Origin of the sequence: Oceanobacillus sp. FSL W7-1309, assembly GCF_038002145.1 — a bacterium.
Lineage (GTDB): Bacteria > Bacillota > Bacilli > Bacillales > Amphibacillaceae > Oceanobacillus > Oceanobacillus profundus.
Window position 1 is genome coordinate 1,037,634 of sequence record NZ_JBBOBX010000001.1, and the last position, 25,097, is coordinate 1,062,730.

General features: G+C 39.2%; 26 protein-coding genes. 3 read left to right on the plus strand and 23 right to left on the minus strand.

Translation table 11 applies throughout. The annotated features are described in order from the left end of the window. Nucleotides 1-234 precede the first annotated feature (234 nt). The 4 genes from NST46_RS04655 to NST46_RS04670 form a co-directional block, all read right to left on the minus strand. Nucleotides 235-1,503, minus strand: coding sequence for a cytosine deaminase (locus NST46_RS04655; RefSeq protein WP_341136825.1), 1,269 nt, complete (start codon nucleotides 1,501-1,503; stop codon nucleotides 235-237). Continuing rightward, a complete protein-coding gene (gene codB / locus NST46_RS04660) occupies nucleotides 1,493-2,770 on the minus strand; it encodes a cytosine permease (protein WP_251660059.1) in 1,278 nt (425 codons plus the stop codon). The genes NST46_RS04655 and codB overlap by 11 nt, the downstream gene beginning before the upstream one ends. Nucleotides 2,771-3,078: 308 nt before the next feature. After that, on the minus strand, nucleotides 3,079-3,525 hold the full coding sequence (locus tag NST46_RS04665) for an SgcJ/EcaC family oxidoreductase (protein ID WP_340002479.1): 447 nt from the start codon (nucleotides 3,523-3,525) through the stop codon (nucleotides 3,079-3,081). A gap of 106 nt (nucleotides 3,526-3,631) precedes the next feature. After that, nucleotides 3,632-4,189 carry a TetR/AcrR family transcriptional regulator gene (locus NST46_RS04670; RefSeq protein ID WP_341136826.1) on the minus strand — a complete coding sequence of 186 codons (558 nt, stop codon included), beginning with the start codon at nucleotides 4,187-4,189 and terminating at the stop codon, nucleotides 3,632-3,634. 169 nt (nucleotides 4,190-4,358) lie between these two features. Here NST46_RS04670 and NST46_RS04675 point away from each other — a divergent pair, with 169 nt between their 5' ends. From NST46_RS04675 to NST46_RS04685, 3 genes are all read left to right on the plus strand, one after another. Further along, the gene (locus NST46_RS04675) at nucleotides 4,359-4,919 is read left to right on the plus strand and encodes an NADPH-dependent FMN reductase (protein WP_095314054.1); all 561 of its coding nucleotides are present in this window, start codon (nucleotides 4,359-4,361) and stop codon (nucleotides 4,917-4,919) included. 104 nt (nucleotides 4,920-5,023) lie between these two features. Beyond that, nucleotides 5,024-5,935 (plus strand): DsbA family protein, encoded by a 912-nt coding sequence (locus NST46_RS04680; RefSeq protein ID WP_187393122.1) that lies wholly within the window; start codon nucleotides 5,024-5,026, stop codon nucleotides 5,933-5,935. 16 nt (nucleotides 5,936-5,951) lie between these two features. Then, nucleotides 5,952-6,257, plus strand: a complete 306-nt coding sequence (locus NST46_RS04685; RefSeq protein ID WP_118888419.1) for a monooxygenase — start codon at nucleotides 5,952-5,954, stop codon at nucleotides 6,255-6,257. A gap of 148 nt (nucleotides 6,258-6,405) precedes the next feature. On the opposite strand, the gene NST46_RS04690 is transcribed toward NST46_RS04685, so the two are convergent. The 19 genes from NST46_RS04690 to NST46_RS04780 all read right to left on the minus strand — a co-directional run bounded on the left by NST46_RS04690 (nucleotide 6,406) and on the right by NST46_RS04780 (nucleotide 25,077). Next, nucleotides 6,406-6,912: a LysM peptidoglycan-binding domain-containing protein gene (locus tag NST46_RS04690; RefSeq protein WP_251660061.1), complete on the minus strand. Its 507-nt coding sequence runs from the start codon at nucleotides 6,910-6,912 to the stop codon at nucleotides 6,406-6,408. 308 nt (nucleotides 6,913-7,220) lie between these two features. After that, nucleotides 7,221-7,697, minus strand: coding sequence for a thioesterase family protein (locus tag NST46_RS04695; protein ID WP_340002481.1), 477 nt, complete (start codon nucleotides 7,695-7,697; stop codon nucleotides 7,221-7,223). A gap of 34 nt (nucleotides 7,698-7,731) precedes the next feature. After that, nucleotides 7,732-8,700: a 3-hydroxyacyl-CoA dehydrogenase NAD-binding domain-containing protein gene (locus tag NST46_RS04700; RefSeq protein WP_118888418.1), complete on the minus strand. Its 969-nt coding sequence runs from the start codon at nucleotides 8,698-8,700 to the stop codon at nucleotides 7,732-7,734. A gap of 4 nt (nucleotides 8,701-8,704) precedes the next feature. Continuing rightward, the gene (locus NST46_RS04705; RefSeq protein ID WP_118888417.1) at nucleotides 8,705-9,598 is read right to left on the minus strand and encodes a BKACE family enzyme; all 894 of its coding nucleotides are present in this window, start codon (nucleotides 9,596-9,598) and stop codon (nucleotides 8,705-8,707) included. After that, nucleotides 9,595-10,146 (minus strand): GbsR/MarR family transcriptional regulator, encoded by a 552-nt coding sequence (locus NST46_RS04710; protein WP_118888416.1) that lies wholly within the window; start codon nucleotides 10,144-10,146, stop codon nucleotides 9,595-9,597. Before NST46_RS04710 ends, NST46_RS04705 begins: the two co-directional genes overlap by 4 nt. 138 nt (nucleotides 10,147-10,284) lie before the next feature. Next, entirely contained in the window at nucleotides 10,285-11,967 is a 1,683-nt protein-coding gene (locus tag NST46_RS04715; RefSeq protein WP_240033697.1) for a CocE/NonD family hydrolase, read from the minus strand. 51 nt (nucleotides 11,968-12,018) lie between these two features. After that, nucleotides 12,019-12,681 (minus strand): ABC transporter permease, encoded by a 663-nt coding sequence (locus NST46_RS04720; RefSeq protein ID WP_095314042.1) that lies wholly within the window; start codon nucleotides 12,679-12,681, stop codon nucleotides 12,019-12,021. 1 nt (nucleotide 12,682) lies between these two features. Further along, nucleotides 12,683-13,612 (minus strand): osmoprotectant ABC transporter substrate-binding protein, encoded by a 930-nt coding sequence (locus tag NST46_RS04725; protein WP_419776291.1) that lies wholly within the window; start codon nucleotides 13,610-13,612, stop codon nucleotides 12,683-12,685. A gap of 17 nt (nucleotides 13,613-13,629) precedes the next feature. Continuing rightward, nucleotides 13,630-14,274, minus strand: coding sequence for an ABC transporter permease (locus NST46_RS04730; protein WP_303446923.1), 645 nt, complete (start codon nucleotides 14,272-14,274; stop codon nucleotides 13,630-13,632). 13 nt (nucleotides 14,275-14,287) lie between these two features. Continuing rightward, the gene (locus NST46_RS04735) at nucleotides 14,288-15,442 is read right to left on the minus strand and encodes a betaine/proline/choline family ABC transporter ATP-binding protein (RefSeq protein WP_118888414.1); all 1,155 of its coding nucleotides are present in this window, start codon (nucleotides 15,440-15,442) and stop codon (nucleotides 14,288-14,290) included. 317 nt (nucleotides 15,443-15,759) lie between these two features. Then, complete coding sequence (pstB, locus tag NST46_RS04740; protein WP_341136827.1) at nucleotides 15,760-16,596, minus strand: phosphate ABC transporter ATP-binding protein PstB; 837 nt, start codon at nucleotides 16,594-16,596, stop codon at nucleotides 15,760-15,762. Between the two features lie 55 nt (nucleotides 16,597-16,651). Continuing rightward, on the minus strand, nucleotides 16,652-17,536 hold the full coding sequence (gene pstA / locus NST46_RS04745; RefSeq protein ID WP_095314032.1) for a phosphate ABC transporter permease PstA: 885 nt from the start codon (nucleotides 17,534-17,536) through the stop codon (nucleotides 16,652-16,654). A gap of 2 nt (nucleotides 17,537-17,538) precedes the next feature. Then, on the minus strand, nucleotides 17,539-18,495 hold the full coding sequence (gene pstC, locus NST46_RS04750; RefSeq protein ID WP_095314030.1) for a phosphate ABC transporter permease subunit PstC: 957 nt from the start codon (nucleotides 18,493-18,495) through the stop codon (nucleotides 17,539-17,541). A 137-nt stretch (nucleotides 18,496-18,632) separates the two neighbouring features. Then, complete coding sequence (locus tag NST46_RS04755; protein WP_095314029.1) at nucleotides 18,633-19,622, minus strand: PstS family phosphate ABC transporter substrate-binding protein; 990 nt, start codon at nucleotides 19,620-19,622, stop codon at nucleotides 18,633-18,635. 285 nt (nucleotides 19,623-19,907) lie between these two features. Further along, entirely contained in the window at nucleotides 19,908-20,054 is a 147-nt protein-coding gene (locus tag NST46_RS04760) for a hypothetical protein (protein ID WP_168927269.1), read from the minus strand. Between the two features lie 163 nt (nucleotides 20,055-20,217). Then, nucleotides 20,218-21,120 carry a fumarylacetoacetate hydrolase family protein gene (locus NST46_RS04765; protein WP_340002487.1) on the minus strand — a complete coding sequence of 301 codons (903 nt, stop codon included), beginning with the start codon at nucleotides 21,118-21,120 and terminating at the stop codon, nucleotides 20,218-20,220. 21 nt (nucleotides 21,121-21,141) lie between these two features. Beyond that, a complete protein-coding gene (locus tag NST46_RS04770; RefSeq protein WP_303446928.1) occupies nucleotides 21,142-22,347 on the minus strand; it encodes a hydroxyacid-oxoacid transhydrogenase in 1,206 nt (401 codons plus the stop codon). An 18-nt stretch (nucleotides 22,348-22,365) separates the two neighbouring features. Next, on the minus strand, nucleotides 22,366-23,802 hold the full coding sequence (locus tag NST46_RS04775) for an aldehyde dehydrogenase family protein (RefSeq protein ID WP_341136828.1): 1,437 nt from the start codon (nucleotides 23,800-23,802) through the stop codon (nucleotides 22,366-22,368). A 12-nt stretch (nucleotides 23,803-23,814) separates the two neighbouring features. Next, nucleotides 23,815-25,077, minus strand: coding sequence for a lactate racemase domain-containing protein (locus tag NST46_RS04780; protein WP_340002489.1), 1,263 nt, complete (start codon nucleotides 25,075-25,077; stop codon nucleotides 23,815-23,817). Nucleotides 25,078-25,097: the final 20 nt, after the last annotated feature.

Below are 25,097 nucleotides of genomic sequence, written 5' to 3' on the forward strand. Positions count from 1 at the left end.
TATATTTAAACAATGCATCCATTATAGCAAATTTATCGAGTAATTAGTGTAGAGTTTAACTGGACGAAGTATTCTGTCAAGATCGACGGAAGCACAGACCCCATTTGTGAACTTCAGTATTTTTTCTTTAATCTTCATCGTTTACCTTGTAAACTTCAGTATTTCCATACAGCTAATCCATTATCAACGCTCAATCTGGACAACCAACAAGCCAAAAGGCATAACCGCAAACGGTTATGCCTTATTAAAGTCTACGTATTCCGTTTTATCCAAAGTGACAGTCGTCTCACTTGGTTTTGTTTCAGCAATAATGGCTCCATTCCGAATAGAATATCTCACTTTCGCTTGCTTCCGAATTGCTTCATATTCATTTTCAGCATCAAGTACGATAAAGTTAGCTGGTTTTCCGGCTTCAATGCCATACCGATCCTCAATGTGTAATGTTTTCGCACTGTTTGTTGTAATCATGTCGATCGAATTAACAATTTGTTCATATCCCATCAATTGAGCGACGTGAATCCCCATATGCAATACTTGCAGCATATTTCCGGTTCCTAGTGGATACCACGGATCAAAAATATCATCATGACCAAAGCTCACATTCATGCCAGCTTCCTGTAATTCTTTTACTCTTGTCAGCCCTCTGCGTTTCGGATACGTATCAAAGCGACCTTGTAAATGAATGTTTACAAGAGGGTTCGATACAAAGTTAATCCCCGACATTTTTAAAATACGAAATAACTTGGATGCATAAGCATCATTATAAGATCCCATTGCCGTTGTATGGCTTGCCGTTACACGCGATCCAAGTCCTCGTTCATATGCTTCGGTTGCAACAACCTCTACAAAGCGTGACTGTTCATCATCAATTTCGTCGCAATGAATATCGACAAGCAGGTTATATTTTTCCGCAAGGTCAAAGGCAGTTTTCATGGAAGATACACCATATTCCCGGGTAAATTCATAATGCGGGATACCACCGACAACATCTGCTCCCATCTTTAATGCTTCCTCAAGCAATTCAACTCCCTTTGGAAACGACTGAATTCCTTCCTGTGGAAAAGCAACAAGCTGCAAATCTACATATGGCGCGACTTCTTCCTTCACTTCTAGCATTGCTTGTAAAGCTGTCAGGTCTGGATCAGTGACATCAACATGTGTGCGTACATGCTGAATCCCTTGTGCAATTTGCCATTTTAATGCCGTTTTTGATCTCAATTTTACATCCTCAATTGTTAATGTTTCCTTCCGCTCGGACCAGCGCTGTATCCCCTCAAATAACGTCCCACTTTGATTCCATGCTGGCTCACCAGCAGTGAGCGTTGTATCCAAGTGAATATGCGGTTCAATAAATGGAGGAAGCACAAGCGCCCCATTTACATCCAAAGCGTTTGGGTCATCTCCACCTTCTATACCAGGAGAAACTTGATTAATTTTCCCATCCACGACTTCAATATCCCATAAACCTTCTTTTCCTCTTAGCTTTGCATTTTTAATGTTCACGAATTAATTCTCCTTTTCTTCCTTGTTCTAACCCAGATTTTGCAGCTGCTTTTTCAGCAATAACCATTCCGATTAAATAGAGCACTCCCGTTCCAATAATGCCGTTAACCGGCGGAATACCGGGAAGCAAATTAGCAATCGCAACCCCGCCAATCCACGATACGATTGCGATCCAATTGACTGCTTTGAATTTCATTGTTTCAAATGCCTGATACTTTCCTTTTCTTAGGATGAAAAAATCAAACAAAATGATTGCACCAATCGATGGCAAGGTTGAACCTAATATCGTTAAAAAGCCAACAAAGTTATTAAACAACCACATTGCAGCTGCTGTACCAAGCACACCATTAACAATAACAAGCTTCCCTTTAGCAATCTTTGTGATATTCGAAAATCCCAATCCAGATGCATATAACGCATTATCATTCGTTGTCCAGATGTTCAGCCCGAGCACGATAATAGCCGGAAGCATCAGCCCTTGCATAAACATTACTTCCGAAATATCAGCTAAACCAAACGCAAACATCCCAATTGCTCCAAACAAAAACATAAACGAGTTACCGATAAAGAATGCAACAACGGTAGTCGATACCGCTGTACGCTTTGTTTTGGAGAAACGGGCGAAATCTGGTGTAAGTGTTCCTGCACTAACGAAGGAACCGATACATATCGTCAATGCAGTCGCTAATCCCATCGCCTCTGCCGGTTGATAGCCCATTAGCGCCTCAATTCCCCCCGCAGCATTTGTTGCATTTAGCGCAGAATACCCACCAAGAAGTGCGATAGAAGGTACAGCGATAAAGCTTAAAACGGTTAAAGCTTTAATTCCAATGAAGGCTGTTGCCGTCATTAATAGACCTGAAACAACAATCAATACATACATGTTAATCCCAGTAGCTGCATGAACTGGCACAGCAAACATCGCAACACCGACACCGAACCAACCCACTTGTGTGATTCCCAACAAAAAGGATGATAAGTAGGAACCCTTTTCACCAAAAGCATATCTCGCAAGCAAATGTGTAGATAAACCTGTTTTCGCCGCAATAAAAGCAAGTGCCCCCGTATAGATTCCAAGCAATAAATTACCAGCTAAAACAATCCAAATAAACTCCGTGAATGTTAGCCCTGTTCCTAGTTGTCCACCTGAAAGCATACTTGCTGAGAAAAATGTTAACCCCATCATAAGCATGAACATTTTCCAGAAACCATTCCGATTTGCCTGTGGTACAGGCTGTAATGAAAACTCTTTATCTACCTTTTGCATGTTAATTCCTCCTCGAATTTTTCCTGGTACCGAGGAAGGTGCTTGAGAACACACACGAGTTGGAAAAAAGAAAGGCCTCCTGCCATTTCTGACAAGAAGCCTTTTTCATAAGTATAGCAAGAGGGTATACACGTACACCTCTTCCTCTATGCTTATTTTCCGCTATCCTTGTCAGCCTCTCTGGACTGAATTAAAGGTACCAGTATTTAGTTGGATTTATTATTACAGAAAAGCGGGGTTTTGTCAACAATCCTTTCGGGGTCTTTCACCCCCAGTTGGCCGACACTCCCTTTTCAATTTATCAAAAACTAAAGTAACTCCCTTAGCTCCTCCGTCATTTGGTCAACTAATTCAGGTCTTCCATGAAACACGGCAGGAGTATTTTGAAACAGTTCAATTCGCCAGTTACTATTCGTTTTCACTGCAACAAGCGTCTGATGGGCATTTACATCAGGTTCAATATCTGTTTTCCCCGGTGGGATCATCCCTGCAATCGCGTGTAGTATTGCTGCATCTTTTCCTAAAGGTCGGATGGATTTAATTTTTGTTACAAAAGGGGCAGTAGGATGATCTTCAAATATTGGTTTAACATGGGATAAGATTTCTGCTTTTCCAACTACCTTACTACCGTCAAACCCAATTTGTACTCCCTGTTCAGCAAACAGCCCAGCCATCTCCTCGGCGTCACGGTTATTCCACGCATCAATTAATTTTTGATAAATTTCTTGTATTTCATCATGAAATGAATCGTTCATATCCATATCTCCTTACTGTGCGCTTTTTTCATTAAACAGTTAACCAATAACCTTAACCCTTTATAAAAAGGAACGCAAAGCTCTAAATGCTTATAATTTGTCAGAACTAAAAATTAGCACCAGAAATAATAAAAGGAATTGCTAATTTAATAAATTCCTCTGGAGTCATACCTTTATCATCTCTTCTCCATTCTACAGAAGCTCCGTATATTCCCCTGCTTAATATAACAGCGGTAATTCTTAAAGCATCGTCCGCTTCTTTGTTGCGTTGATTTAACAGCATTTTGTAAAAAACAACTTCAAGCTGCTCCCTGATAATTCGAGCAATGGTGTCCTCGTAACCTCTATGACAACGATTGGATAATGACTTCTGGAAATTCGTAATCGCTAAGAAAATCTTAACAAGCGACTCTTCATTTAGCTCGTTATCTTGAAAGTAATCACAATCCAAATTCACTAACAATACTTCTGATAACACCTTTTCCAGTAAATCGTATATATCTTCAAAATGATAATAGAATGTGGCGCGATTTATCATCGCTTCAGCTGTAATATCCTTCACAGTGATGTCTTTAAATTCCTTCTTACCTGAAAGTTCCATAAAAGCATCCATTATTAATTTACGGGTACGTAAAATTCGGGGATCCGTTTTTGTATTCGTCATATTGATCTCCCTTCCACTTTTTAAACAAATTGTTCAATGTGTCGGATATCCAACACATACACCAAACTATTGGTGTTGCTAATTTTTATTATGGCTTAAAATTCAATTATAAAGCAACTATAATGCGTCGTTAAAAGGCGTTTCATAAAGATTTCTAGGAGGAGTTAACATGCTTAAAATTGGAATTATTACTGGAAGTACAAGAGATTCACGAGTAAATTTGCAGGTTGCAGAATGGGTGAAATCCATCGCAGACATGCGAACAGATGCAACATTTGAGATGGTTGATATTAAAGATTACAACCTGCCACAATTTAATGAGCCGATTCCGGCTATTATGTCACAGGATTACCAAGCACCAGAAGCGAAAGCATGGTCTGAGAAAATTAATGAGCTTGACGGATTTGTTTTTGTCACTCCTGAATACAACAAAGCGATTACTTCTGGATTAAAGGATGCTATCGATTATTTATATGTGGAGTGGAACAATAAAGCCGCTGGAATCGTAAGCTATGGTTCAACACTTGGAGTTACAGCAGCAAACAATCTAAGACTAATTTTAACAGTACCAAAAGTGGCAACGGTAGGAACACAGCCAGCATTAAGTCTTTTCACGGATTTTGAAGAAATGAGAACCTTTAAACCAGCACCGTTTCATGAAGAAACCGTTCAAACTATGTTGAATGAGGTCGTGGCTTGGTCTACTGGATTGAAAACAATTAGAAACTAATTTTTAAAAATGATGAAGAGTGCGGGAAAAGAGCATAGCTTCTTTTTCCTCGCTTATCCTACATGAATAGAAATGAGGGAAATAAATTGAATAACAATAAAAATATGATTTGTGACTTGGAAACAGGTGTATGTGGAGTAGCTGAAGATGAGGAAATGGAAGTTATTGATTTTAATAAGCCGAAAAAGTCAATTAACCTTTATTATGTAACAGATCCCATTTGCTCGCACTGCTGGGCAATTGAACCGGTTCTCCGTCGTTTTATCGAGCAATATGGTGATTATTTTAACGTTCATACGGTTATGGGTGGCTTACTGGAAAAATGGCATGATGGGCCAATCGATCCTGCAAACGGAATTTTTAAACCAGCCGATGTTGCAGGTCACTGGAGAGAAGTTGGTGAACATTCCAGAATGCCAATTGATGGGAGTCTAATGATTGATAATCCAGTTCAGTCCTCTTTCCCACCTTCACGAGTATTTAAGGTGATTCAAAAAAATCATAATGCGGAACTCGCATTTGAATATTTACGCCGTGCCCGAGAAGCACTTTTCGCATTCAACCAAAATATTTCAGATAAATCCGTTATGATTGAAACCGTAAATAAACTTGGTCTTGATGGGGAATACATTGTAAAGGAAGCTGAACAACCAATCGGACAACAATTATTGGATGAAGACTTCGATCTGACGAGAAGTTTAGGCGCTCGAGGGTTCCCTACAATTATCATGATCAATGAAGAAAACAAAGGTGTGAAAATTGTTGGAGGACGTCCATTTGAATACTATATTGATGGCTTAAAACAGATTCTAAATACAGAAGAACTGCAACCAAAACAACAACCATCGCTTTCTAGCTTGCTTGAAAAAGAAAAGCTTTTATTCTCCAAAGAAATTGAAGTCATGTACGATGTGGAGCAATCTGACCTTAACGCTTTTATTGAAAAAGAGCTTACGCCTGATCAATATCAAAAGCAGGAAATTCTAGGAGAGTACTACTTTACAACAACAAAGTAAACAAAGGAGAATAACCATGGCATATGTATTGCAAGTCGATTTTAACATGAATGGACCATTTGGGGAAGAAATGGCAGAAGCATTTTCAGATTTAGCAAAAAGCATCAATGAAGAAGCTGGCTTCCTATGGAAAATCTGGACAGAGCGACCCGAAGCAAATGAAGCAGGCGGAATTTATGTTTTTGAAACAAAGGAAACAGCTGAAAGCTATCTGAATATGCATACAAAACGTTTAGCCAGCTTTGGCATCACAAATGTTAATGCCAAAACTTTTGCAATCAATTCCAAGCTTACTGCGATTACGAAGGGGCCGGTAAGCTAAACCATAGACCTGAATAAAAATTCTTTCAAATCAATACACCACATGAAAAATCTCTAAGTTGAATTTCATGTGGTGTATTTTTTATAGTTTTTAAATTAAATTGTACAGCAAAGTATGCTTTCCGATAAAATATGATATTCGCGGTATTTTAATATGGCCACACTTTGACCTGCAGCTGCTGCACCCCAAATTCTAATGCCTCATCTAAGTCTTCTATATAAACATCTAGCTTACCATTCGTTATTGCACTGCCACGGTCCTGACATACATACGTTTCATCCAATTCTGGAATATGTATTTTTGTTCCAAACGGAAGAGCCTGAGGGCACGCAATTGTATTTCCCTCTTCAACCATTGCCCCAGATGCTGTTATACCATAAGCTGGGTCATCTGGTTCTTTTCCAGTAGACTCATAGCCAGCCGTGTAAGCTGTAACGGTAAAAGGAAGCCCATTCTCATCTGGTATGTTAATCGCTTGCCCTGGCTGAACATGTTCAGGGTCCGTGATAGCAGCGTTTGCAGCAACTAACGTATCAAAATCTACTTGATAGTTTTGGGCAATCCGATACAAATTATCCCCTGACTTTACTTTGTAAACTTTCTCGGCAGAAGCTGCTTGCGAAAATAATCCAACTCCAATCATAAAAACTAGCATCGATATAATATATTTGATGATAAAACACCTCCATTAATATATATACTAGCTACCCTATTTTTGAATTTCAAAACCTAAAATACAAATAAAACTTAAAAATAAATTAGATTCTGACAAATATCCCTGCACTGTTTTAGAGTAACTTCAAATCTACTTTTCTAGTTTTTATTACGCCAATACGCTTCAAAAGAATAATTTAATTTTTACAAGAGGACTGCTTTATAACAACTATAAACGTGCCATGTTTACTTTCTAATGAATTAAAAATGGCTCCCCACCCAAATAGGAAGCCATTTTTTTTAATACGTTCATTTCTTTTTTCTAATTCCAATAACACGCCCAACTTCTTTTGGGTTTTCTGCAGGTTTATGTTTAGTTGCAAGTTCTTCTATATGGTTAAAAATTTCTTCCGGAAACGGTGATGCTTTCCCCTCTTCCTGGTTAATTCCCATTAGCAATTGTTCACTCGTTGCAGCCCGTTTTCCATTTTCACCATACAGTTCAAAGAAAAGATGGATTCGTTTGATATCATAATCAATCACATTTATAAAGACTTCAAACGATTCACCAAGCTTCATTTCATCTAGATAGCAAACGTGATTTTCCATTGTATAAATCGTATATTTGCTCTTCGCTAAGAAATCCCCGGTCATCCCAATAACGTTCATAAATTGATCGACACCCCGGCTGAATGCTCGAACATACTCCGCATCATTCATATGTCCATTATAGTCAATCCACGCCTCGGGTACTTTATCCTGTATCAATAATTTCGCTTTATTCAAGCGTCCTTACCTCCTTTAATCGTTCGAATGCCACCTACAATTTTCCAGATAACATTGATCCTGGCCAGTATTTTTCCAATAGCTGCTGGAGTTCAATTAAAAATTGATCTCTGCGATCTTCCAATTTATCCATTTCAACACCAGCCGTTTGTGTTTCACACCCTGTAATGACTTTGTCAGCTAATTCCTCTGTTAATTCTGGTGCTTCTAATTTCGTCCATGGTAATTTCAATGCCGGTCCGAATTGCTCCAATAAGTGACGCATTCCTTCTTTTCCACCGCCCATATGCAGTGTCATGAATGGTCCCATTAATGCCCACCTAAGTCCTGGTCCATATATAATGGAGGCGTCTACTTCATCTGTACTCGCTACCCCATCATTCACAATGTGAAGGGACTCGCGCCAGATTGCTTCCATTAAACGGTCCGCAATGTGTCCTTCAATTTCCTTACGAACAACAAGAGGCTTCATCTTTAAGGAATCATAGAAACTTCTTGCCTTCTCAATTGTATTTACATCCGTTTTTTCTCCGCCAACAAGTTCAACAAGTGGCATTAGGTAAACCGGGTTAAAGGGATGAGCGACAATGACACGCTCTGGATGGTTGTGACAATCCGCCTGTAAAATGCTTGGTAATATTCCAGATGTGCTGGAGGCGATGATTGCTTCCTTCTTCGCATACGTATCAATATCAGCAATGACTTTTCGTTTTAAATCCTCACGCTCTGGAACATTTTCCTGTACAAAGTCCGCATCTTTTAGTGCCTCTTCTAAATTCGAATGAAAGCTCAGCTTATCCGTTGAAGCATCTTTATGCAGTCCCATTTTCTCCATCCACGGCCATGCCCGCTCAACGGCAGCACGTGTTTTTTCTTCCGTCTTCGGATCTGGATCAAAAGCAGTTACATGGTAACCATTTGCTAAAAAGCGCGTAATCCACCCATTGCCAATTACGCCTGTACCAACAACCGTGATGTTTTGGATTGATCTATCATTTGTCATACAGCTAGGCTTCCTTTCCATATGGGTTCAGTAAATTGAGATGTTTTCGTGCTTCAGCTGGAGTCATCACATCGGAACCAAAGGACTGGACTATCTCAACAGCTTTATCAACAAGCTGTTCATTTGTTGCAAGCTGACCTTTCTTCAAATACAGGTTGTCTTCCAGACCTACACGAATATTCCCGCCTTGACGGATAGACTCTTCAACAATCGGCATTTGCATTCGGCCAATTCCAAAAGCTGCCCATTTCGCATTTTCTGGAATTCGACTTTTCATATATGCCATGGTTTCCGCATCTGCTGCCGCCCCCCACGGAATACCGAGACAGAACTGGAATATTGGATCCCCTTCAACTAAGCCTTCTTCAATTAATTGATTGGCAAAACGAACATGTCCTGTATCAAAACATTCTAATTCGGCTTTGACACCACTTTCTTTGACGAGTTTCGCCTGTTTCCTTAACCAGTCAGTTGGACTGATGTATAACATATCACCAAAGTTAATACTGCCACAGTCAAGGGTACACATTTCCGGCAAGAGTCTTCCTATCGGCTCATGACGTTCTTCAGGGGTTTGAATATCCGTTCCTTCTCCGCCTCTTGTAGGGTCTTCATCACTTGGGATCCAATCTCCACCTCCACCTGAGGTAAGGTTAATAATGACATCTGTCTCTGATGCACGAATTCGTTCGACAACTTCCTGAAATAGATTGACATCATGACTTAATTTTCCTGTTTTCGGATCACGCACATGTATATGCGCAATGGTAGCTCCTGCTTTCGCCGCTTTAATTGCCGAATCTGCAATCTCTTTTGGCGTTACTGGTACATAGGCACTTTTTGTAGTCGTATCTCCTGCACCTGTTACCGCACACGATAATATTACTTTTTTATTCACGCTTCATTCCCCCGTTCTTTTTTTGGCACATGTTTAAAGATTTCTCCGCTTTCAAAGAACTCCGTTACACGGTGGATCCAATCATAGTAATCCATCCATTCCTTCATTTCTTTTAGAAGTTCATTCAGGGCCAGTTCATCTTCTTCCGTCAATCCTGAAGTTGCTTGTAATTGATTCATTTGTTTCATCATTCTTTGTTCAAAAGAACTGCTGCGTTGAATAGCCTTTTTCCATGTAGAGGTAAACAGAAGAATGAATGTTTGATAATAATCCTCTTCCACCCGAAATAAATCTTTCCGAACTCCTTTTTTAAAGACGCGTTCCGCAATATTTAAATCAATCATTTCCCGGACTACCTGACTCATCCGTGTTTTACTCATCCCTGTTTCTTCTGATAGCTCATCAAGTGTCATTGGTTCCCTGTTCATGTATATAATTCCAAGCACACGTCCAATACTTGTGGAAACACCGAATGCATTCATATTGTCCGTTATTTTTTCAATGAATTGTGTTTTTACATCATCAATCCGTTCGTCATCATTCCTCAATGTCCTCACCCTTTTATGGCTTATTTCCATTTTAAAAATTGAAAACCTGGCATTCGCTTCGTCTTTGATAGAATGTCATCGTTGCATTTATGCTTAGGTAAGTTTTATACTTTCTTAACTGCCAAGAAAAGGATTTTATTACCTTGTCATTGGCAAGACCAATTTTGATGCTTTGTCTCCACCTTGATAAATATATTCCACTGCAGATTTCCCTTCAGTGTGTGTCTTTGTTGTTGTTCCGTTATTTAAGTTAATATCATATAGTGGCGCATTGCTTGCTGCTATATCCAGACGTATGCGATGGCCTTTTTTCAAGGTATATGCGGTGGAACCTATTTCAACTTCCAAACAAACTGGATGATTCTCTTTTTCTACCCTTTTTCTATGAAATGAATCGATGATATTATACGAACGTCCTTGGCTATCAACTTCTGACAGCCTTAGGGATATATCCAAAAGCTCAGATGGAGAAGATGCCCAAATACTCGCTTTAATTGAACCTAGCAATGGAAGATCTTCCTCAAGCTCCATACTCGTATAGACAAGAACATCTTCTCGATCTTGTATATCGCTCATATCAAACATCCCGGAAGCGTGTCCCGCAATAAGCGTCCCCCCACCACGAGTAGGAACTGGGTGATTCGGGTCTAGTTTTAAAGCACTTTTGGTTTCCGTAGTGTCAGGTTGATACGTTAGCTTTCCATCTCCATTTCGGCTTTGTGACATCCCTTGACTCTGGAGGTATACTTCCCTTGACTTTACACCAGTTTGAATCGGCCATTCCTCAAAGGTTTCCCAACGATCCTGCCCCATCAAATAAAGGTGGACAGGTTTCTCGAAAGGCATTGGCATTGGCTTCTCCTTCAACCATTTATCAAACCATTTAATATGGATTTCTGTAGGATCTAATGATTTGTCAACGCCTATACTAGATGCTGCATGGTTAAAAAAACGCTCCCCACATCGACCTGTCATTTCTTCATGCGTCCACGGACCAATCCAGAGCATTTTTTTCCCTTTATAAGTTTGATAGGCTTCTAATGTTGGTGCCAATAATCCGTCAAACCAGCCGCCAATGAATAATGCTGGAATATCCACTTCACTTAGTTTTCCCTTTAGATTTACATGATCTTTAAATGTTTTGGCTAGTCTCCCCTGCATAAAATCAAAATAATACGAGCCCGGATCAAGGTCTTTGATTGGCTTCCATTCATCAGCAGGAGCATCAACTAACCACTCTGCCATATTCTCAAAATAATAATGAAATTTCCTCTTGTCAAAGTTCCCTTCCCTTTTCAGCTGATCCTCTAACATAGATCCTAAAACCCATGTTTCCAGTTTAGCTACTGGATGAGGTTCTCCTTCGCTTCCCAGAAAGCTTCCCATAAGATCTGCTCCCGTCATCACTGGAGCAATCGCCTTTAAGGAAGGTGGCCTTTCTACTGCTGCTGCAAACTGGGTATAGCCATGATAAGACATACCAAACAGTCCAACTTTTCCGTTTGAATATGGAAGCTTTGCCGCCCATTCTACTGCCTCATATCCATCACGTCTCTCATGTATGAATGGAAAAAAATCGCCTTCTGAGGCAAATCTCCCTCTTACGTCCTGAAGGATAACTACATAGCCTGCTTGCACCATCCGAGGCACTTCCAAATATTCGTCATAGTAACGTGGTGTTTCTTTATCATATGGCAACCGAATCATTAACACCGGATAGCTTTCTTCATCATCCGGATGATACACATCAGACCGAAGAACTGTTCCATCAGCTAATGAACACGGAACATTTTTTTCAACTCTAATTCCGATTTCTCCCAAGACAATCACCTCTAATGATAGATTAAGAAGCAAACTCTATTTTTTTACCTTTTATGCTGCGCTCGATTTTGAAGACTTTATTGGTTGAAGTTTCCGTTCAATCCAACCCATAATTAAATCAGCGATAATGGCCATCAATGCTGTAGGAATTGCACCAGCTAGAATAATAGCTGTTCCATCCGTTGCATTCGTTCCCGTGAGGATGATGGACCCTAAGCCTCCTGCTCCGACAAATGCACCAATTGCAGCAATTCCAATCCCAATAACAAGCGCTGTCCGTAACCCTGCCATAATGACACTAATTGCAAGAGGAAGCTCGACCATTCGTAATAGTTGAAACCGAGTCATCCCAGAAGCAAAGCCTGCTTCAATAACCGTTTTATCAACATCCTTCATCCCGACATAGGTGTTTTGCACAATCGGCAGTATTGAATACAGCATTAATGTAACAATTACCGTATTGGTGCCAAGTCCCATGACAATCATAATGACAGCCATCGCTCCTAAGGCAGGAATCGTTTGAATAATACTTCCAAGTGCCAGTACCCAGCTACTCAATTTCCCGTACTTTGCAATAAGGATACCTAAAGGAATCGAAATAATTGCGGCAAATAGAACACCATACGCTGCCATTAGAAAATGTCTGTAAAACTGCACCCATATATACCCACCATTTTGGGTCACATATTGCACCAATTGTTCCAATGTATTCATATTACTTCTCCCCTTTCTCCATATCCTCAAAGAAGTTATTGGCTTCTAGAAATTCCATGGCAACTTTTTGCGGACTCATTAGTTGAACATCCGCTTTATAATTTAATTCCTGCATCGTTTCTGTAGAAATTTGTCCATGCAAACGTTCTGTAATTGCTGCAATCTCTGGGTAATTCTCCAAAATCTCATTATCAATTACGGCAGAAGCATCATATGGCGGGAAGAATCGCAGATCATCCTCAAGAACTTTTAAATCAAATTCCTTAATTCTCCCGTCTGAAGAATAAGCCAGCACAACATCCATATGACCAGTAGCTGCCGCCTGATACACAAGACCAATATTCATTGGGAAAACATGACCAAACGAAAAATAGGTTTCCTGAAACCCATCATATCCATCCCCTTTGCGATTGACCCATGCATTATCTACGCCAAAACGCAGGTCATCCGCGAAAGGTTCGAGATCAGAAATGGTTTCAATGTTATGTTCCTCGGCAAATTCTGTTGTCACAGCAACAGAATAGCTGTTTTCAAAACCATAAGGCGCTGCCCATGTTTCATTAAATTGGTCCTGAAATTCCTTTGTTACAATGTCCAGCGCTTTCTCTGGATCGGTAATCGGGTCCATGCCAAGTGCGCCAGATAGGTCTGTTCCCGTATAACGTGTACTTGTTATATCAAGGTCGCCTCTTAACATCCCTTGGTGTTGAACAATCGATGATCCAAGATGTGTCACAAGTTCGGTACTGGCATCTGTTTCCCGTTCAATCATAATCGATAACAGTTCAGCTAAAATTTGTGATTCAGATGTACCTAGGGCACCTATTTTTATCGTCTCTTTTGTCGTACTTGCAAGGCCTGGCAAGGAACAGCCTGCAAGCACCACAAGCAAAAGCAAAACCATACTTCCTTTAAGTAATGTTTTTTTCAACATGTTCACCTCCATGCTTATACTGTTTCATACGAATCCTTCAGCCCCTCTGGCGTCATTCGATTTTCTAAATAGGCCAACAAGCGATCTGCAATTAAAGCAAGAATAGTCGCTGGTACTGTACCTGCAATAATTAAGGAAGGCTGATAAAGGTTTAAGCCATCAAAGATAAAGTCGCCAAGACCGCCACCACCGATAAATGCTGCCAATGTTGCCCAACCGATCAAATAAACCGTTGATAGACGAACACCAGCCATAATTACTGGAAGTGCCATTGGAAATTCTACTTTTATAATCGATTGCAAAGCACTCATTCCCATGCCCTTCCCAGCTTCAACAACCCCAGGATTAACATCCCGAATACCGATGTACGTATTACGTAAAATTGGTAGTAACGAATAGAAAAACAATGCAATAATGGCAGGTAGTTTTCCAACACCTAAAATCGGTATAAAAAATGCAAGGATTGCAAGACTTGGAATGGTTTGCAGAATACCAACAAACGAAATAAATCGATCAGCGAAGTTTGGTGCTCTAGAAAGCAGGATCCCAAGGGGTATCGCAACTAACACTCCTAGTAAGATGGCTGCAACAGAAATATACAAATGTTCCCATGTTTTAATTATTAGTTCATTCCCATGTGTAGCAAAAAAATCCATCATCTACTCCAACCTCCTACTCTGCATGTGCTACGATTTCTTCAAATTCTGTTCCATCGCCCCAAATCGTGTCATAAACGAGGGTTGCAAGTGTTGCGCGTGTGACAATTCCCACTAAACGGTGACCTTCGTCCACAATAGGAACATACTGTGCTCCTCGTCTGAGTATCTTGTGAATTGCATCACGTAATAGACTGTCCTGAGATACAGAATAAATGTCCGTTTCCATTACTTCCTCCACAGTACTTGCCTTTTTGTAATTGTTGTTAATGGATTCAATATCTAAAAATCCTCTTAAAACATTATCTGAATCCGTAATAAGGAGGGAATCAACTCGTTCATCTCGCATTTTCGTAATGGCGGCTTTTAAAGTGGTACCGATTTTTACGGTAATTGGAGTACTGTTCATAATTTGCCCGACCGTCGTAACATCTGGCCGACCTTGAATTAAACGATCTTTTCCAAGGAATTCTTCCACAAATTCATTTGCTGGATTTCTGAGAATCTCCTCTGGTGTATCAACCTGAACAATCTCTCCATCTTTCATAATGACAATCCGATCGCCAAGCTTTAATGCCTCATCCATATCATGTGTGACAAAAACAATGGTTTTATTTAATTCTCTTTGCAACTTTTTAAATTCTTCTTGTAAGGCATCCCTTGTAATCGGATCAAGCGCTCCAAACGGCTCATCCATTAATATCAATGGGGGATTCGCAGCAAGCGCACGTAATACACCAATTCGCTGTTGTTGCCCTCCACTTAATTCATGTGGATATTTATCAAGATATTCTTCAGGTAAATTTACTAGCTTGATTAGCTCACGTGCACGTTCATCTTTTTTCTCTTTTCTCCATTTGAGTAAAGTACCTACAAGCACAATATTTTCTCTAATTGTCATATGTGGCATCAATCCAATTTGCTGAATCACATACCCTATGGACCTACGCAGTTCGACAGGGTCTTGCTCCTTTATATTTTTACCATCAACCAAAATGGCCCCTTCCGTTACGTCAATTAAACGGTTTACCATTTTCATTGTTGTGGTTTTACCACAGCCGCTTGGACCGATAAAACAAACAAATTCGCCCTTTTCAATTGTTAAATTCAAATTGTTAACTGCTGGCTTACCATTACCATATCGCTTTGTAACATCATGAAACTCTAACATTTTTTAAAGCACCTCCGTGTTGAATACTATATAAGTATAGGGAAATAAAGAAATAATAGAAAACAGCATATAAGTCCATACAGAACGAAAAATCTATACAATTTTTATTTTACAAAGTTTATAAAGCGACTATCTTAATAATTCTCCGTATTTCTAGCTATTGCGTTTGTTTACTATTTTTTAAATATTTTGTTATCTTTAAATATAGCAGGATACAATCGAATTAAAGTAAAAAAAGCCTCCTATTGATGTTCAAATATACCTCGAACAATCAGGAGACTTTTCTATATTTAAAAAATAATTCAATCAAAAACAGCTTATCCAAATCTTCCAGATATATAGTCTTCCGTTCTGCTATCTGCCGGATTTGTGAAAATCGTATTTGTTTCGTCGAATTCAATAACCTCTCCATTAAGGAAGAATGCCGTTTTATCCGAAATACGTGCTGCTTGCTGCATATTATGGGTAACAATAATAATTGAGTATTCTTTTTTAAGCTCTTGTACCAATTCTTCAATTCGTAACGTTGACTTTGGATCAAGTGCTGACGTAGGCTCGTCCATTAAAATAACTTCTGGTTCGATTGCTAAACAACGCGCGATACATAAACGTTGCTGCTGACCACCTGATAGACCGTATGCATTTTCATTGAGACGATCCTTTACTTCGTCCCAAATATACGCTCCGCGTAGACTGCGCTCAACAATTTCATCCAACACTTTTTTATTACGAATCCCGTGAATTTTAGGTCCATAAACGATGTTTTCATAAATTGATTTCGGGAAAGGATTTGGCTTTTGGAATACCATTCCTACCTTTGTTCTCAAATCCTCTACTTTAAACGAACGTTCAAGGATTTTTTTCCCTTTATACGTTATCTCTCCTGTCGTCCGTACACCTGGAACAAGCTCAACCATCCGGTTTAACGTTTTAATGTAGGTTGATTTCCCACAACCAGATGGTCCAATAATCGCTGTTACTTCCTTTTCACGGAAAGATAAATTAACATCTTTTAATGCGTGTGTATCGGTATACCAAAGGTTTAATTCCTTTGTATCATAAACCACTTTACCTTCGGACTCAGGCTCTTTAGAAGCAACTGCTTCTGGATTAATTTTAACCGGTCTTTTACTTTTCACTGATGATGGACTCATCATTTTCAACTCCTTTAAATCTAGGTTAAGCGTGTCATATCAAATAAAATAACCGTTAATATCGTTGTTGGAACTTATTTCGAATGAAAATAGCTACCGAATTTAATATGAACAATAATACCAATAGAACGATAATAGTTGCTGCAGCTAAATAGGCATATTCCTTAACCAATGAAGAATCAAGCGTCCAATAATAAATTTGCATTGGTAATGCTGTAAATGTATCAAACACACCTTCTGGGAATGGGAGAAGAAATGCCGGAATTCCTAATACAGTTAATGGTGCTGTTTCTCCAATTGCACGGGATAGTGACAAAATAGCACCAGTAAGGATACTTGGTATAGAAGCAGGCAATATGACATTTTTAATGGTTTGCCACTTTGTTGCTCCCATTCCATAAGATGCTTCTGCTAAATACTTCGGTACTGCACGAATTGCCTCCTGTGAAGAAACAATCAAAATTGGTAAAACCAGTAGGGATAACGTGAGACCACCAGCTAACACTGCATTTCCTAAGCCCATAGCTCTTGAAAAAATCGTTAATCCCAGTAGACCATACACAATAGACGGTACCCCAGCTAAGTTTGAAATATTCGTCTGAATAAAGGATTGAATCCTTCCTTTTTTTGCATAGAGCTCTAGATAAATTGCAGAGCCAACACCGATGATTAATGTAACTGGTATGACGACAATCATTAGCCATACTGTCCCAAGAATGGCACCCATAATTCCTGCACGATCAGCACTTGTTGATAGTCTTCCTGTGATAAAATCCCAATCCAACCAGGCTGCACCTTGTGTAATGACTCGTACGAGTAAAATAGCTAATACAGCAAGACCGAATAATGTCGCTAGTAAAAAGACTATTTTTAAAAGATTATTCTTCTGAATACGTGCATGCATTCTTTTTTCCATTTTCTTTGTATTTACTTGGTTCATTTTTAATATTCCTCCCTAAACTTACGAGAGACATATCTTGCAAGTAGATTCATGATAAGCGTAAAAACAAACAGCGTTAATGCAACAGCGTATAAGCTGTAATATATAGTCGTTCCAGCAGCCGCTTCACCACCAGAAACTTCAACAATATATGCAGTCATCGTCTGCATAGATTGAGTAATGTCAAAAGTAAAGTTTTTGGAGCTACCACTCGCAATGGTTACGATCATCGTTTCACCAATTGCACGTGATATTCCAAGCACAAAGGATGCAATAATTCCAGAAAATGCAGCCGGAATTACTACTTTAAATGTTGTTTCAAGTTTTGTAGCCCCCATGGCTAAAGAACCTTCACGCATCGCATTAGGGACAGAAGTCATTGCATCTTCTGATAAGGATGCAATCATTGGTATAATCATAATCCCCATCACAATTCCTGGACTAAGGATATTTGTTGCTCCTACTTCGGGAAAAATCGAACGAATGATTGGTGTTACAAAGGTAAACGCAAAAAAACCGTACACAATAGTTGGAATACCAGCAAGAACTTCTAGTAAAGGTTTTAATATTCTACGTACTTTATCTGATGCATACTCACTTAAATAAACAGCTGACATAATACCAATTGGACCAGCTACAAGCATCGCAATTAGTGATGAAATAATCGTCCCATTTATAAGTGGCAGCACACCGAATTCAGGATTTTGACTAAGTGGCTTGAGTACAGTTCCAGTGAAAAATTCCCAGATTGGAACAATTTTAAAAAACTCAATTGCCTCGGATAATAGAGTATAAATAATTCCAATAGTAGTTAGAATTGAAATGCTAGCTATAATAAATAAAATCGTTGGAATTAATTTTTCTGTTATATTAGAGATACTTCTCGAACTTCTTTTTTCTTCAATCATTTCTCTAACATTCACAGCGTTCTGTTTATGATTACCGCTGTTTGTCGGCATTACCTCGTGCACTCCTTCCAGCGCTTACGCTTATAGCTCACAATAAGATGAGAGCTTGATTCTGCCCTCATCTTATTTAGAGTCATATGTCAAATTTTGATATAGGTGTTTTGCTTAAAATAGTGCCTCTATCGCGTTTATTGTAGCGCTTCTAAAGCTTCTAATTGTGATTGGATCTCATCTTCTGGAAGTGGAGCGAATCCTGTTTCACCAGCAAAATCATTTGTGCTTTCCAATACATAACGTGCATAATCTGCTACTTGTGGTTTTTCTGCTGCCATGTTCGGATTTAAATATGTGAATACCGGACGTGTGTAATCAGCATATGGACCACTCTCACCGATTGTGTCAAGAGATGGTGTTACTGCACCTTCGCCAAAGTCGATTCCAACTGCTTGTAAGCTATCTTGGTTGCTAGCATAGTATCCAAATCCAAAGAATCCAATTGCATTTGTATCTTCAGAAACTAATGTAACTAGTGTTGAATAATCTTGTTGAAGATCAATGTCACCTACTAGATCTTGTTCCTCAAGAATGCTTTCATAAAAGAATTCATATGTTCCATGGTTTTCATTTGGTCCATACGTGTTAATTTTCTCATCTGGCCAATCTGAATTAATATCAGACCAGTTTGTATATTCTCCAAGGAAAATACCTTGTACTTCCTCAGCAGTTAATTCAGTTGCAAAATCATTATCTGGGTGTACAACAATTGTTAATCCGTCTAATGCAAGTTTCATTTCGAATGGTTCAAAACCAAGCTCTTCTGCTTTCGCTTGCTCTTCTTCTTTAATTAGACGGGAAGCATCGTTGAAATCTGTTCCGTTTTCTGCTAAAAATCTATCAAATCCAGCACCTGTACCGGCACGACTAACTTCAACAGATACGCCTTGCTGTTCATTTACCATATATTCTTCAGCAATTCTTTGCATTAATGGATAAACTGTTCCAGAACCATCAATTACTACACTGCCTTCTAATTCAGCTGCATCATCAGATCCTTCTGTTTCTCCTGAAGAGTTATCTGTTTCTTCTGTGTTACCTTCATCTGTTTCTCCTCCACAAGCTACAAGCACAACTGCTAATGCTGCAACAAGTAGAAACATTAGGTACTTTTTGAACTTCATAGTAAAATTGTCCTCCCCTGAATGAATGCTTTATTTTTGTGAGGCTTTTTGCCCTCAGTTGCTAGTATAAGGTGTGAATGTTAAGGAAGTATGAGCCAAATGTAAAGGTTATGTAAATTTAAAGATATTGTCGTAAAGCATATTTGGAATAGACATAAGTTGAGCTCTAGCTTTGATAACCTACAGAATTCGATTATAGGTACTATTCCAATTGTAAATATCTTAATTATCATCTACATACTTGGTAAGCAAATGCGGATCCGATATAACTGATCCGCATTTGCTTTATTCTTTATCCGTCACATATTCATTTGGAGCTCCTCCACCTTTGGAGTTACTATTCTTATATGGGCTCTTACGTCCGTTACGATGCTCACCGGAATTTTCATTTTCCTTGAATTGATTGTTGTGTTTCTTTCCGTGATTACTCATGACCCCACCTCCTCTTACCAAACTTTCTATAGTTTTTGCTAGAATAGAGGATTTATGCGCTTCTCCCATAAAGAATTATTTCCTACTTAGAGCTTGTTATTAAGATAGAAAAAAGAATTGCTAAATGGTTGATCAACCATTTAGCAATTCTTTTTCTGCTTTCTTATATTAATTCATTTGAGAGTCTGCCTATTTTTTCAATCTCAATTACGATTTCATCACCTGTTTTTAACCATTCTCTTTCACTTTCTTCATACCCCATAATGACACCATCCGGAGTACCAGTTAAAATAACATCCCCTGGATAAAGTGTCATATGCTTTGAGAGATAGCTAATAATTTCATCACAAGGGAATATCATTTGTGCCGTATTTCCATCTTGTCTTCGTTCCTTATTCACGTATGTTCTAACAGATAGATCGTTTACATCAGCAACTTCATCTGCAGTTACCAGGTATGGGCCAATTGGACAGAATTGATCACCCGTTTTACCTAATAACCATTGGGGACTTTGAAATTGAAGATCGCGTGCCGAAAAGTCATTCGCAATTGTATAACCGTAGATATAAGGCAAAGCATCTTCTTTTGGGATATCCTTAGCCTCTTTAGCAATTACGATGGCTAACTCCCCTTCATAATCAAACTCTTTTGCATTTTTAGGAAGATTAATCTTAGCACGATGCCCGCAAAGCGCATTGTTAAATTTACTAAAAACAATAGGTTTTTCCGGTAATGCCATGTTTGATTCCTCTGCATGCATTTTATAGTTCAAACCAATACAAAGGATCTTTTGTGGGTCTGTAACACATGGGCCATATTCTAAATCACTATCCTCATCCAAAAACAAGTCGGAACGATCAGAGGAAAGAGCAACTGCAACAACTTGTTCCACATCGAAACGGGCTTTTACTCCACCCTCGATTAGTGCTCTTATTGATAAAGGGAATGTTGAATGCTCCAGTTGATCAGAGAGCACCTCTACCGCATATGCAATATCGAGTATACCCTTATCTGTAACAACGCCTAATTTCTGTTGAGAATCTTTTATGAACGTAATTGTTTTCATTCTATTTACCTCCACATTTTATCAATAAGCTTCTTTAAGCAATTCCATTAAACTGTCTTTTCGTGGTACTCTCGGACTATTACGTATTAACCGCTCAATTGGTAATGATTTTTCAGCTATTTCTTCTAAATTAGCTTCTTTAATTCCTATTTGAGAAAGTTTCGTAGGTAGTCCAATTTCTCCAGTTAGCTTTAGAACTGCATCCGCAGCAGCATAAGCAAGTTCTGTAGTTGTTTTATCATCATGAACTAAATTAAATATTTTTGCAATTTTCACCATTTTATCCTTTGATGTTGCTACATTGTATCGCATAACATAAGGCATCAGTAAACCCGTTACTTCTCCATGAGGTGAGTTAACTAAGCCACCGATCGGATAAGCAACTGCATGTGCTAGAGCATTTCCTGCATTCGAAAAAGCAAGCCCAGCTAGTAAACTACCAAGCATCATATTGCCCCTGGCTTCTAAATTACTTCCCTGTTGCACAGCAATTGTTAAGTTATTTACAATGAGCTCAATCGCCTTTTCTGCGAGTGCATCTGTGATAGGAAATGCCCCTTGGAATAAAATAGTTCCCTCTGCCTCAATATACTTAAAATCCTTTGCTGTATACGATTCAATAGCATGTGATAATGCATCAATTCCGGAACAAGCTGTTACATAAGGTGGCAAACCTACAGTCAATTCAGGATCCAGTAAAGCTACTGCTGGTCGCAAATAATTATCCGAAATCCCAACTTTTATATTATTTTCTGTATCATTGACTACTGCAACGGAGGTTACTTCCGACCCCGTACCAGCAGTAGTAGGAATTGCTATTAATGGTGCAACTGGTCCTGGGACATTTCCCTCTTCAAAATAATCCCTTGGATGTCCCCCATGTTCCATTAGTAAAGCAACAACTTTAGCTAAATCAATACTACTCCCACCACCAAGTCCGATAATGACATCTGTCTTAATTTGCGACTTTGCGAACTCAAAAGCTTCCATTACACTTGAAATCGGTGGTTCTGGTACAGCCTGATCATATACAACCACTTCATAGTTATGTAATGCAAGTTGTTCCTTAACTTTCTTGAGAATTCCAGCTTGAACAATTCCTTGATCTGTAATCAAAAAGACATTCTTTGCACGGAATCGCTTTAACAGTTTATCTAGATTGTGAATAGAGCCATTCCCAAAAACAATATTTTGGGTTGAAAAGTATTCCCAAACATTCCTAGTCATTTTACAACATCCTTTCTGTTACAAATGCATTGTAATTACTTTTTCCTCTGTCATCTCTTCAACTGCATAACGTGGGCCCTCTTTACCAACTCCACTGTCTTTAACTCCCCCATATGGTAGAATGTCTGCTCGGAATGTCGAAACATCGTTAATGTTTACGCCACCAAACTCTAGTTCTTGAGCAGCTCTCATCGCCAAGTGAAGATTTGAAGTAAAGATACCTGCCTGTAATCCAAATTTTGATGCATTTACGCTTGCAAACAATTCATCCAGATCCTCATAAGTGACAATGCTAATAATCGGTGCAAATACTTCCTCACACATCACTTTCATATCTTCTTTAACATTCGTTAAGATAGTAGGCTTAAATAATGCATCTTCTCTTGTTCCACCAGTAACTATAATTGCTCCAGCATTCACAGCCTCTTGAACCCATTTTTCTGCCCGTTCAGCTTCCTCGATACTAATCATCGGTCCAATATTAGTCGTCTCTTCTTCTGGATTTCCTACGATAAATGATTCTGCTATTACTTTTGCCTGTTCTAGCACTTCTTCATAAATTGCTCGGTGAACATACACGCGTTGTACGGAAATACATGCTTGCCCTGAGTTTGAATAACCTCTTGATACACAAAGATCAACCGCACGTTGTAGATCAGCGACATCATGGTGAATGATGTTTGGTGAATTATTCCCTAACTCAAGGGTTACTTTACGAATACCAGATTCACGCTTGATCACTCGGCCCACAGAGGGACTACCAGTAAATGTGTACATTGCAATGCGCTCGTCCTTTAGAAGGACTGGCCCTGTTTCATGACCAAATCCATTGACTACATTCAAAAAGCCTTTCGGTAATCCCGCCTCAAGTAGTACTTCAGCCATTTTAATTGCAGAAACTGGCGTCTTTTCAGCCGGTTTCAAAACTACCGTATTCCCAGCAGCAATGGCAGGACCAATCTTGTGCGCAGTCAAATTAAATGGGAAATTGAAAGGAGTTATCGCACATATTACACCTACAGGTACACGTATCGAAAATGCCATTTTCGCCTCATTTCCTGGCTGCCCTTGGATTGGCAATCCTTGACCGGATAGTCGTTTTGCCTCCTCAGCAGAAGCAATAAATGTTTGGATGCCACGTTCAACCTCTGCTCTGGCATCGGTAATTGTTTTGCCAGCTTCGCTACATATGACGCGTGCAATTTCCTCTTTCCTTTCTTCAAATATCTGTGTAGCTCGCATTAAAATATCGTAACGATCCGTTGCCGATAGCTTCACTTCTTTAAAGGTCTCATATGCGTTTGTGATTGCGTTTTCAATTACTTTTTGACTCGATTTTGCTACCTTAGCATAGACTTCGTGTGTGTATTTGTTTTCTACAATAAATGTATCTTCCGATTGAAGCCATTCACCATTAATTAAATTACCGTAAATATTTTCTGTTTGTGTAGTCAATTAAACTCCTCCTCATTTTGATTCATTAAGTTCCTGAAAGTATCCGAATTCATTAAACTCCATAGGCGATGGTGTTCCGATAATCTCAATCGTAGCCATTCTCTCGAGTTCTGGAACAAGCGCTTCTGAAACATACAATTCCTCCAAATGTAATGTATTCGGAATCCGCATAAACCGAACCTTCTCTGGCTGTACATCCCAACCACATTTTATCGCTGTCTCAATAGCATCGCGATCACTGGGCAATACCATTGGAATACTTGCCCGCTTCAAAAAGCGACTTGTAATAACATTTTCGTTCATTTTTTGCAGGTCGATCTTATTAAATAATCGTGTAGTTGTTAAATCAGCCAAACCGATTCCAGTTGAATTTCCATGGGATTCTTCACTTAAATCGGAAACAATAATTTGCTGATAGGATGGTAATGCAGGCTCTTGCTCGCCATCAATTCGTACTCTACCAATTACATTCGTGTCCATTCCAGATCCACTGTAATTTTTCCCCATTTTATCAATAAATAAAATATCTAACCGATCGATTGGTAGTCTTGGAAATAGCTTCTTGGATAGTACGAGTAATTGAGACTCTCGTTCTGCAATTTTCTCTACCGGGATAACCTCAATTTCAGCTGTTTCTTCAAAAGCATTCTCTACAAGTCCAATTCCCATAAGAACCTTTCCACTTTTAAATATCTCTGCAGCAACATACGGCATATGCTCCCTCAAACCAATGACACCCCGTTCATGAATCGCTAAAGCCTGTTTATGATTCCCGAGACCGATCGAAGCCATCTTCATTAGTCCACTTTCAACCTTTGACGAAAAGTCTGTATGTGCTTTAATACGATTTATCAAAATGACACCATCAGAATGAAAAGCAATTTTATCCATATAAACCGGGACCCCGGCAGTAGTTTCCGCTAGCTTAACTACATCCATTGTCGCTCGAATCGGCGCATCACAATAGGATTCGGTTACACCAAGGCTCTTCAGCACCTCGATTTGCCCTTCTGCTTTCGCACCACCATGGCTACCCATCGCTGGCACAATAAAGGGCATTGCTCCCCGTTTTTTTACTTCCATTACTGTTGCCCGAATAATTCGAGCTATATTAGCTATCCCACGACTTCCCGCAGTGATAGCAATTTCCATTCCAGGTCGTATTTTCATATCGATTGTCCGCTTACTGAACTCTGCTGCTATCTTTTTTTCAATATTTGATACAGATGGACCGGTAAAATGCTGCTTTACTTTTACAATATTCGGTAGTTTCATTCAATCATCTCCATACAAAT

What these genes read in the sequence shown, in the direction of transcription:
- NST46_RS04720 (WP_095314042.1), bottom strand. Translation starts at nt 12,681, where the DNA reads ATGAATACATTGGAACAATTGGTGCAATATGTGACCCAAAATGGTGGG.
- NST46_RS04735 (WP_118888414.1), bottom strand. Translation starts at nt 15,442, where the DNA reads ATGTTAGAGTTTCATGATGTTACAAAGCGATATGGTAATGGTAAGCCA.
- codB (WP_251660059.1), bottom strand. Translation starts at nt 2,770, where the DNA reads ATGCAAAAGGTAGATAAAGAGTTTTCATTACAGCCTGTACCACAGGCA.
- NST46_RS04760 (WP_168927269.1), bottom strand. Translation starts at nt 20,054, where the DNA reads ATGAGTAATCACGGAAAGAAACACAACAATCAATTCAAGGAAAATGAA.
- NST46_RS04730 (WP_303446923.1), bottom strand. Translation starts at nt 14,274, where the DNA reads ATGATGGATTTTTTTGCTACACATGGGAATGAACTAATAATTAAAACA.
- pstB (WP_341136827.1), bottom strand. Translation starts at nt 16,596, where the DNA reads ATGAGTCCATCATCAGTGAAAAGTAAAAGACCGGTTAAAATTAATCCA.
- NST46_RS04690 (WP_251660061.1), bottom strand. Translation starts at nt 6,912, where the DNA reads ATGCTAGTTTTTATGATTGGAGTTGGATTATTTTCGCAAGCAGCTTCT.
- NST46_RS04780 (WP_340002489.1), bottom strand. Translation starts at nt 25,077, where the DNA reads ATGAAACTACCGAATATTGTAAAAGTAAAGCAGCATTTTACCGGTCCA.
- NST46_RS04765 (WP_340002487.1), bottom strand. Translation starts at nt 21,120, where the DNA reads ATGAAAACAATTACGTTCATAAAAGATTCTCAACAGAAATTAGGCGTT.
- NST46_RS04755 (WP_095314029.1), bottom strand. Translation starts at nt 19,622, where the DNA reads ATGAAGTTCAAAAAGTACCTAATGTTTCTACTTGTTGCAGCATTAGCA.
- NST46_RS04700 (WP_118888418.1), bottom strand. Translation starts at nt 8,700, where the DNA reads ATGACAAATGATAGATCAATCCAAAACATCACGGTTGTTGGTACAGGC.
- NST46_RS04670 (WP_341136826.1), bottom strand. Translation starts at nt 4,189, where the DNA reads ATGACGAATACAAAAACGGATCCCCGAATTTTACGTACCCGTAAATTA.
- NST46_RS04665 (WP_340002479.1), bottom strand. Translation starts at nt 3,525, where the DNA reads ATGAACGATTCATTTCATGATGAAATACAAGAAATTTATCAAAAATTA.
- NST46_RS04675 (WP_095314054.1), top strand. Translation starts at nt 4,359, where the DNA reads ATGCTTAAAATTGGAATTATTACTGGAAGTACAAGAGATTCACGAGTA.
- NST46_RS04680 (WP_187393122.1), top strand. Translation starts at nt 5,024, where the DNA reads ATGATTTGTGACTTGGAAACAGGTGTATGTGGAGTAGCTGAAGATGAG.
- pstA (WP_095314032.1), bottom strand. Translation starts at nt 17,536, where the DNA reads ATGAACCAAGTAAATACAAAGAAAATGGAAAAAAGAATGCATGCACGT.
- NST46_RS04770 (WP_303446928.1), bottom strand. Translation starts at nt 22,347, where the DNA reads ATGACTAGGAATGTTTGGGAATACTTTTCAACCCAAAATATTGTTTTT.
- pstC (WP_095314030.1), bottom strand. Translation starts at nt 18,495, where the DNA reads ATGCCGACAAACAGCGGTAATCATAAACAGAACGCTGTGAATGTTAGA.
- NST46_RS04685 (WP_118888419.1), top strand. Translation starts at nt 5,952, where the DNA reads ATGGCATATGTATTGCAAGTCGATTTTAACATGAATGGACCATTTGGG.